Origin of the sequence: Thermus neutrinimicus (genome assembly GCF_022760955.1) — a bacterium.
Taxonomy (GTDB): domain Bacteria; phylum Deinococcota; class Deinococci; order Deinococcales; family Thermaceae; genus Thermus; species Thermus neutrinimicus.
This window is the reverse complement of sequence record NZ_JAKTNU010000005.1, coordinates 102,446-110,075: the sequence shown is the minus strand read 5'-3', so window position 1 is coordinate 110,075 and position 7,630 is coordinate 102,446. Positions and strand designations below refer to the sequence as shown.

Genomic DNA, 7,630 nt, shown 5'->3' with positions numbered 1-7,630 from the left:
GAGTCAGATGAACTCGGATGGGTGCAGGCATGGGGATATTTTAAGAGGAGGGTACTTATGACCGGGTCCGTCCCCTTTCCCCCAAGGAGATGGAGGTGCTGGCGGAGATCCCCGACGAATCAGAGGCGCTGAAGGATGCCTTCGGCGTACGGGATTTCCTGGGTGGGGCCAGGAACCTGGAGTTCAACCAGCGCCTCTATGCGGAGCCTTGCGTCAACGTAAACGGCTTCCACTCGGGCTACGGAGGCCCAGGTTCCAAGACCGTGTTGCCCGCGGAGGCCTTTGCCAAGCTGGACTTCCGCCTGGTGCCCGACCAGGACCCGGAGGAGATCCCCAGGCTTCTCAAGCGGCACCTCGAGGCCCAGGGTTTCCACGACGTGGAGGTGGTGGTCCTGGAAAAGGGGGAGCACCCGGCCCGCTCGGACCTTTCCCATCCCTTCCTTGGCCTGGCCCGAAGGGCTCTGGAGGAAGCCTTTGGGGTGAAGGCGGTGCTTTACCCCAATATGGCGGGGTCTGGCCCCATGCATCCCTTCCTCCACCACCTGGGGGCCCCGGCGGTGGGGCTTGGGGTGGGGTATCCGGGGAGCCGGGTGCATAGCCCCAACGAACACATCCGCATCCGGGATTTTGAGCGGGGAACCCTGGCCCTTCTCAGGCTTCTTGAGCTTTACTCCCTCGGAGTCTAGCCCCATCTGCTAGGCTCTTAGGGGTATGCGTCTACCCTTTGGCGAGCGCGATACTGCCCTCGAGGAGGCCCGGGTGGTGGTCCTGCCCGTGCCCTACGACCTTTCCCTCTCCTTCTTGCCGGGGGCGAGGCGGGGCCCTGAGGCCATCTTGCTGGCCAGCCGGGAGCTGGAGCCCTTTCTGTTAGAGCTAGGCGTGGCCCCGGAGGAGGTGGGCATCCACGCGGCGGAGCCGGTGCCCTGGGTGGCGGGAAGCGCCGAGGAAAGCCACGCCCTGATCCGGGAGGCTGCCCTAAACCATCTTCGGGCGGGCAAGTTCCTGGTGGCCCTGGGGGGGGACCATTCCATCACCCATCCCCTGGTCCAGGCCCACCGGGAGGCCCTGGGGGGGTTCTCCCTGCTTCAGATCGATGCCCATGCGGATCTTTACCCGGGGTGGCAGGGATCCATCTACTCCCATGCCTCGCCCTTTTACCGCTTGGTGCAAGAGGGTTTCCCCTTGGTCCAGGTGGGGATCCGGGCCATGGATCAAGAGTCCTTGGCCTTGGCCAAGGCGAAGGGGGTGGCCCTTTTCCCCGCTCACCGGCTTCACCGGGAAGGGCTTCCTTTAGGGGAGATCCTCGAGGCCCTGGGGGAGAGGGTCTACATCAGCCTGGACTTTGATGCCCTGGATCCCAGCGTCATGCCCAGCGTGGGCACCCCCTTACCTGGGGGGCTTTCCTACCGCCAGGTGGTGGACCTACTGGAGGCGGTCTTCGGGGCAAAGGAGGTGGTGGGCATGGACTTCGTGGAGCTTTCCCCCAACGGCCAGTTCCACGCGGAGATGACCGCGGCCCAGCTGGTCTATCACGCCATAGGCCTTAAGGGCCTCCAGGCGGGGTGGCTCGAGGCCAAGGGCCTGTAGTCCACATCCCCTGTCCCCCAGTTTCCCGATCCTGGGGCCTGGGCGCGGGGGTTTTGGGGCCTGCTTCTCCGGGGGACGGGCCTTGCCCAGCCCTTCACCCTGCCCGAACCCCTCCTTTCGGGCGGGTCTTGGGCTAACCTTGAGCCATGCAGGCCTTCTTTCAGAACCTCGAGGCCCTCTTCTTCGCCCTTGCCTTTGGGAGCGCGGCTTTTGGCCTTCTAGCCCGCCTGCTCGGGGTGCGGCGCGCCTGGCCCTTCTTCCTGCTGGCCGCCCTTTGGCTGGTCCTGGGCTTCCTCCTTCGGTTAGAATAGCCCTTCGTGGCCAAGCACGTGGTTTCCGTGTCCCTGGGGGCTAGCCGCCGGGACTCCAGGGTTCAGCTGGAGCTTCTCGGGGAGGAGGTGGTTTTGGAAAGGCGGGGCACGGACGGCGACTTCCAGAAAGCCCTTCGCCTCATTGCTGAGCTGGATGGAAAGGTAGACGCCATCGGCCTTGGGGGCATAGACCTCTACCTTTGGGCAGGGGGGCGGCGCTACACCATCCGGGATGCCAAAAGGCTTAAGGAGGCGGCCCGCAAAACCCCTGTGGTGGACGGATCCGGCCTCAAGCACACCTTGGAGCGCCGGGCGGTGGCCCAGCTGGCGGGGCTGATTGATTGGAAAAATACCAAGGTCCTTCTGCCCTCCGCCGTGGACCGCTTTGGCCTGGCCGAGGCCCTGCACGAGGCCGGGGCCAGGGTTCTTTACGGGGACTTCATCTTTGCCCTGGGTTTGCCCATACCCCTCTACTCCCTCTCCTTCCTGCAGAAGCTCGCCTTGGTCCTCCTTCCCGTCCTTACCCAGCTTCCCTTCCAGCTCCTCTACCCCACGGGGGAAAAGCAGGAGAAGCGGGCGGTGGACTGGCGAAGCCGCTACTACCTTTGGGCAGACCTGGTGGCGGGGGACTGGCACTACATCAAGCGGCACATGCCCGACGATATGCGGGGGAAGACGGTGCTCACCAACACCACCACGGAGGAGGACCTGGCCTTTTTGAAGGAGAGGGGGGTAAGGCGCCTCATCACCACCACCCCCCGCTTGGACGGGCGGAGCTTTGGCACCAACGTCATGGAGGCCCTCCTGGTGGCCCTGGCCGGTCAGGAGCTTGGGGAAGAGGAGTACCTCCGGTATATTGACCTCTTAGGGCTTAGGCCCCAGGTCCTGAACCTTTAGGAGGAAGCATGATCAGCGTAACTGACCTCAGACCCGGAACCAAGGTGAGGATGGAGGGCGGCCTTTGGGAGTGCGTGGAGTACCAGCACCAGAAGATCGGCCGCGGCGGGGCCAAGGTGGTGGCTAAGTTCAAGAACCTGGAAACCGGGGCCACCATTGAGCGCACCTTCAACTCCGGGGAGAAGCTGGAGGACATCTACGTGGAAACCCGGGAGCTCCAGTACCTGTACCAGGAGGGGGACGACCTGGTCTTTATGGACCTGGAAACCTACGAGCAGTTCCACCTGCCCAAGGATCAGGTGGAGGCCGCTCGGTTTCTCAAGGAGGGCATGACCGTCCTGGGGGACATGTACGAGGGGCGTCCCCTGAAGATTACCCCGCCCACCGTGGTGGAGCTCAAGGTGGTGGATACGCCCCCGGGAGTGCGGGGGGACACGGTCTCCGGCGGCAGCAAGCCGGCCACCCTGGAAACGGGGGCGGTGGTGCAGGTGCCCCTTTTCGTGGAGCCTGGTGAGGTCATCAAGGTGGATACCCGCACGGGCCAGTACGTGGGCCGGGCTTAAGGCCTTGGGGCTCTGTGGCCCGGGTTCGCCCCGGGCCCTTTCTTTTACCGAGTCCAAAGGCAGTGGTGGGGCCAGGATAGGGTAAGCTTTATGCCGCGAGGTGTACCCATGACGCCCAAGGAGCTGAAACAGATCCTGCAGGCCCTGGTGGAGCACGGGGTGAGCGAGCTCACCCTGGAAACCCCTGATTACAAGCTGACCGTGCGCCGAGGGGGCGAGGTGCAGGTGGTGGCCTTGCCGCAGGGGGTAACTGCCCCTGTGGCTCCGCTTCCTTCCCCCCCCACCCCCGCCCCTGGGGACCTGGCTCCGGCCGCCGGGGCTCCTGCCCTAAAGGCCCAGGAGGCCAAAGGGGCCAAGGAGGCTAAGGAGGCTGGGGGGGAGTGTGCGGGTTGCGTGGAGGTGAGGGCCCCCATCGTGGGGACCTTCTACCGGGCGCCGGCCCCGGATGCCCCTCCTTACGTGGAGGAAGGGGACCGGGTGGAAAAGGGCCAGGTGCTCTGCATCATTGAGGCGATGAAGCTCATGAACGAGATCGAGTCGGAGGTTTCCGGGATCGTCAAGAAGATCCTGGTGAAAAACGGGGAACCCGTGGAGTACGGGCAGCCCCTCTTCCTGATCCAGCCGCTATGAAGAAGGTCCTTATCGCCAACCGGGGCGAGATCGCCTTGAGGATCATCCGGGCCGCCAAGGAGTTGGGGATCAAGACCGTGGTGGCCCACTCCACCGCGGACGAGAAAAGCCTCCCGGTGCTCCTGGCGGACGAGGCCATCTGCATCGGCCCTCCCCCTTCCGGGCAGAGCTACCTGAACATCCCCAACCTGCTTTCCGCGGCCATCGTGACCGGGGCCGACGCCATCCATCCTGGTTACGGCTTCCTGGCGGAGAACGCCACCTTTGCCGAGATGTGCCGGGATCACGGCATCACCTTCATCGGCCCCACCCCGGAGAACATGCGCGCCCTTGGGGACAAGGCCACCGCCAGGAAGGTGGCGCGGGAGGCCGGGGTGCCCACGGTGCCGGGGACGGACGAGCTTGCGAGCGTGGAGGAGGCCAAACGGGCCGCTCGGGAGATCGGCTATCCCGTGATCCTCAAGGCCTCCGCCGGGGGTGGGGGCAGGGGCATGCGCTTGGTGCACACCGAGGAGGAGTTGGAAAGGGCGGTCCAGCAGGCCCAGGAGGAGGCCCGGGCTGCCTTCGGCAACCCCGCCGTCTACCTGGAAAAGTACATAGAGGAGCCCAAGCACATAGAGATCCAGGTCCTGGGGGACGGGGAGAACGTCATCCACCTTTGGGAACGGGACTGCTCCATCCAGCGCCGGCACCAGAAGCTCTTGGAGGAAGCCCCTAGCACCTTGCCCTTGGAGACCCGGAAGGCCATTGCCGAGGCGGCGGCCCGTCTGGCCCGGCATGTGGGGTACGTGTCTGCGGGAACGTTGGAGTTCCTGGTGGATAAGGAGGGGAACTTCTACTTCATAGAGATGAACACCCGCATCCAGGTGGAACACCCCGTGACCGAGATGGTCACCGGCATTGACCTGGTCCAGGCCCAGTTCCGCATCGCCATGGGGGAGAAGCTCTGGTTCAGGCAGGAAGAGGTGGAGGTGCGGGGGCATGCCATAGAGGTGCGCATCAACGCCGAGGACCCGGAGAAGGGCTTCAGGCCCTCCATCGGCAAGGTGGAGACCCTCCATTTCCCCGGGGGGCCGGGGATCCGGGTGGACAGCCACCTCTACGCGGGTTACCAGATCCCGCCCCACTACGACAGCTTGATCGCCAAGATCATCGCCTGGGCCCCCACCCGTGAGGAGGCCATCAGGCGCATGGAAAGGGCTCTTGCCGAGACGGTGATCGAGGGCCCTGGCCTCAAGACCACCATTCCCTTCCACCAGAAGGTGTTGCAAAACGCCTTCTTCCGCCGGGGGGCGGTCTACACCAACTTCGTGGCCCGGCGGATGGAGATGTAGACTGGGCGTGTGATGGTGGAGTACGAGATCAGCGACCACGCCCTCGAGGGGCTGGTGGCCCATGCCCTTTCTGAGCTTCAGGGGGTGCGGCTCTTGGAAACCGCCCCCCGCTCCCTGGGGGAGGTTTTCCGCCGCATGAAGCCCATTAAGGTGGAACGCACCCCCGAGGGGTTCACGGTGGACCTGGTGCTCTCCGTGGACTTTGGGGTCTCCATTCCCGAGGTGGCCCAGGCGGTGCAAAAAGCCGTGGCGGAGGCCCTTTACCTGGCCACGGGGGAGAGGGTGCAGGCGGTGAACCTTACCGTGGCCCAGGTGGAGTACCGGAAGGAGGCCCATGCTTAGGCGAGCCAGGGAACTGGCCATGCGGGCCTTGTTCGCCCATACCCAGGGGGGAGTGGACCTGGAGGAGGCTTTCCGGCACGCCTTGGAGGAGATGGGAGGCGAGGAGGACCCCTATGGGGACCTCCTGGACCAGGAGGGCGTGGCCTTTGCCCGGCGCTTGCTGGAGGGATACAAGGCCCATGCGGAAGAGGTGGACCAGGTGCTACGGGATACGGTGGAGGGTTGGGACTTCGGCCAGATGTCCAAAACCGACCTCACGGTCCTGCGCCTGGCCGCTTACGAGATGCTCCACGAGCCCACTCCCTTTGCGCCCCTGATCGAGGTGGCGGTAAAGATCGCCAACCGCTATGGGGGAGAGCACTCAGGGGCTTTTGTCAACGGGGTTCTGGGCCGCTTGTACCGACGGATCCAGGAGGGTGAGCTGAAGGCGGTGCCCAAGGAGGACTGAGATGACCCTTGCCCGTACCCTTTCCGGCCATGAGGTGGCAACCACCGTGTATGGAGAGCTGCGGGAGGCCCTTAGCTCCCTGCCCTTCGTCCCCTCCCTCCGGGTGATCCGCTTGGGAGAGGACCCCGCCTCGGTCTCCTACGTGCGCCTTAAGGACAAGAAGGCCAGGGAGCTTGGCCTCTTGAGCCAGGTGGAGGTGTTCCCCGAGGATACCCCGGAGGAGGCCCTTCTCCGGCGTATAGAGGCCCTGAACCAGGACCCAGAGGTGGACGGCATCCTGGTCCAACTCCCCTTGCCCGCCCACATCCGCACGGAGCGGGTCTTAGAGGCCATCTCCCCCCTTAAGGATGTGGATGGCTTCCACCCCCTCAACGTGGGGAAGCTTTGGAGCGGAGGGGAGGGGCTTTTCCCCTGCACGCCCTTGGGTATCGTCCGCTTGCTCAGGCATTACGGGGTAGAGCTCAGGGGTAAGGAGGTGGTGGTCCTGGGCCGGTCCAACATCGTGGGCAAGCCCCTTGCTGGCCTTCTCCTGCGGGAGGACGCCACGGTGACCCTAGCCCACTCCCGTACCCGGAACCTGCCCGAGGTGACCCGGCGGGCGGAGGTGTTGGTGGTGGCCGTGGGGCGGCCGCACCTGGTGCGAAGGGAGTGGGTGCGGCCCGGGGCCGTGGTGGTGGACGTGGGGGTGAACCGGGTGGAGGGTAGGCTTCTTGGCGATGTTCACCCCGAGGTGGCCGAGGTGGCCAGCGCCCTTACCCCCGTGCCCGGGGGCGTGGGGCCCATGACCGTGGCCATGTTGATGGCCAATACCGTGAAGGCGGCGTTGCTTAGACGGCATGGAGCTCCTCGCTAACCAGGTCTTTTGGACCGCGATCCTGGCCAACTTCCTGGCCCAGACCCTGAAGCTGTTTCTCTATTACCTGCTGGAGGGCCGGTTCCAATGGGAGCGCTTCCTGGAAACCGGGGGAATGCCCAGCTCCCACTCCGCCACCGTCAGCGCCTTGGCCATGGGCGTGGGCTTCCAGGAAGGTTTTGGTAGCACCCTCTTCGCCGTGGCCGCCATCTTTGCCCTCATCGTCATGTACGACGCCACGGGAATCCGCCGGGCGGCTGGCCTGCACGCCCAGCTTCTGAACCAGCTGGTTCAGGAACTGCAACAGGTGCTGGAGAAAGGCCCCGCTCCGGAGCCCCTTAAGGAACTGTTGGGCCACACCTACCTCGAGGTCCTGGTGGGGGCATTGCTGGGCGCCTTGGTGGCCTTCCTCAGCTTTCACCTTTTCCCGGCGGCGTAAAAGGCTAGGGTCTGCCCCAAGAGGAAGACGAGGAGCCCAAGCACAGGGGAGAGAAAGAAGGTGAAAAAGCCTGCGAACAAGGCCAGTACCAGGGGCAGGAGGGGCTTCCTGAAGCGGTGGAAGACCCAGAGGTTCAAAAGGCCAAAGAGGAGGAGGATGCCGAAGGCAACCGTTTCCACGGGGTTTCATTGTACGCCCTTGCCAGCTCGGTGGGATGGGGTAAACT

Annotated in this window: 11 protein-coding genes and 1 pseudogene; 11 read left to right on the top strand and 1 reads right to left on the bottom strand. The window is 64.8% G+C overall.

Annotated features, from left to right (window positions below):
• Positions 1-50 precede the first annotated feature (50 nt).
• The 11 genes and pseudogenes from L0C59_RS05225 to L0C59_RS05175 all read left to right on the top strand — a co-directional run.
• Positions 51-686 (top strand): annotated as a pseudogene (locus tag L0C59_RS05225) (M20/M25/M40 family metallo-hydrolase); the annotation flags it as partial.
• A gap of 25 nt (positions 687-711) precedes the next feature.
• Positions 712-1,587 (top strand): agmatinase, encoded by an 876-nt coding sequence (gene speB, locus L0C59_RS05220; RefSeq protein WP_243090141.1) that lies wholly within the window; start codon positions 712-714, stop codon positions 1,585-1,587.
• A gap of 146 nt (positions 1,588-1,733) precedes the next feature.
• Positions 1,734-1,898: a hypothetical protein gene (locus L0C59_RS05215; protein WP_243090140.1), complete on the top strand. Its 165-nt coding sequence runs from the start codon at positions 1,734-1,736 to the stop codon at positions 1,896-1,898.
• Positions 1,899-1,904: 6 nt separating this feature from the next.
• Positions 1,905-2,795 carry a PHP domain-containing protein gene (locus L0C59_RS05210; RefSeq protein ID WP_243090139.1) on the top strand — a complete coding sequence of 297 codons (891 nt, stop codon included), beginning with the start codon at positions 1,905-1,907 and terminating at the stop codon, positions 2,793-2,795.
• 8 nt (positions 2,796-2,803) lie between these two features.
• The gene (gene efp / locus L0C59_RS05205) at positions 2,804-3,358 is read left to right on the top strand and encodes an elongation factor P (protein ID WP_243029611.1); all 555 of its coding nucleotides are present in this window, start codon (positions 2,804-2,806) and stop codon (positions 3,356-3,358) included.
• Positions 3,359-3,466: 108 nt separating this feature from the next.
• Positions 3,467-3,988 carry an acetyl-CoA carboxylase biotin carboxyl carrier protein gene (accB, locus tag L0C59_RS05200; RefSeq protein ID WP_243090138.1) on the top strand — a complete coding sequence of 174 codons (522 nt, stop codon included), beginning with the start codon at positions 3,467-3,469 and terminating at the stop codon, positions 3,986-3,988.
• A complete protein-coding gene (gene accC, locus L0C59_RS05195) occupies positions 3,985-5,322 on the top strand; it encodes an acetyl-CoA carboxylase biotin carboxylase subunit (protein ID WP_243090137.1) in 1,338 nt (445 codons plus the stop codon). Before accB ends, accC begins: the two co-directional genes overlap by 4 nt.
• Positions 5,323-5,334: 12 nt before the next feature.
• A complete protein-coding gene (locus tag L0C59_RS05190) occupies positions 5,335-5,664 on the top strand; it encodes an Asp23/Gls24 family envelope stress response protein (RefSeq protein WP_243090136.1) in 330 nt (109 codons plus the stop codon).
• Positions 5,657-6,112, top strand: coding sequence for a transcription antitermination factor NusB (gene nusB, locus L0C59_RS05185; RefSeq protein ID WP_243090135.1), 456 nt, complete (start codon positions 5,657-5,659; stop codon positions 6,110-6,112). The genes L0C59_RS05190 and nusB overlap by 8 nt, the downstream gene beginning before the upstream one ends.
• A 1-nt stretch (position 6,113) precedes the next feature.
• Entirely contained in the window at positions 6,114-6,965 is an 852-nt protein-coding gene (locus L0C59_RS05180) for a bifunctional 5,10-methylenetetrahydrofolate dehydrogenase/5,10-methenyltetrahydrofolate cyclohydrolase (RefSeq protein WP_243090134.1), read from the top strand.
• Entirely contained in the window at positions 6,949-7,404 is a 456-nt protein-coding gene (locus L0C59_RS05175; RefSeq protein WP_105317911.1) for a divergent PAP2 family protein, read from the top strand. The genes L0C59_RS05180 and L0C59_RS05175 overlap by 17 nt, the downstream gene beginning before the upstream one ends.
• On the opposite strand, the gene L0C59_RS05170 is transcribed toward L0C59_RS05175, so the two are convergent.
• Positions 7,383-7,583, bottom strand: a complete 201-nt coding sequence (locus tag L0C59_RS05170) for a hypothetical protein (protein ID WP_243090133.1) — start codon at positions 7,581-7,583, stop codon at positions 7,383-7,385. The two genes, L0C59_RS05175 and L0C59_RS05170, sit on opposite strands and share 22 nt — an antisense overlap.
• Between the last annotated feature and the right edge of the window lie 47 nt (positions 7,584-7,630).

Bases quoted from the DNA above. Each gene is read 5' to 3' on its own strand.
- L0C59_RS05180 (WP_243090134.1), top strand. From the start codon at position 6,114: ATGACCCTTGCCCGTACCCTTTCCGGCCATGAGGTGGCAACCACCGTG.
- efp (WP_243029611.1), top strand. From the start codon at position 2,804: ATGATCAGCGTAACTGACCTCAGACCCGGAACCAAGGTGAGGATGGAG.
- L0C59_RS05175 (WP_105317911.1), top strand. From the start codon at position 6,949: ATGGAGCTCCTCGCTAACCAGGTCTTTTGGACCGCGATCCTGGCCAAC.
- speB (WP_243090141.1), top strand. From the start codon at position 712: ATGCGTCTACCCTTTGGCGAGCGCGATACTGCCCTCGAGGAGGCCCGG.
- L0C59_RS05190 (WP_243090136.1), top strand. From the start codon at position 5,335: ATGGTGGAGTACGAGATCAGCGACCACGCCCTCGAGGGGCTGGTGGCC.
- L0C59_RS05215 (WP_243090140.1), top strand. From the start codon at position 1,734: ATGCAGGCCTTCTTTCAGAACCTCGAGGCCCTCTTCTTCGCCCTTGCC.
- nusB (WP_243090135.1), top strand. From the start codon at position 5,657: ATGCTTAGGCGAGCCAGGGAACTGGCCATGCGGGCCTTGTTCGCCCAT.
- accB (WP_243090138.1), top strand. From the start codon at position 3,467: ATGACGCCCAAGGAGCTGAAACAGATCCTGCAGGCCCTGGTGGAGCAC.
- accC (WP_243090137.1), top strand. From the start codon at position 3,985: ATGAAGAAGGTCCTTATCGCCAACCGGGGCGAGATCGCCTTGAGGATC.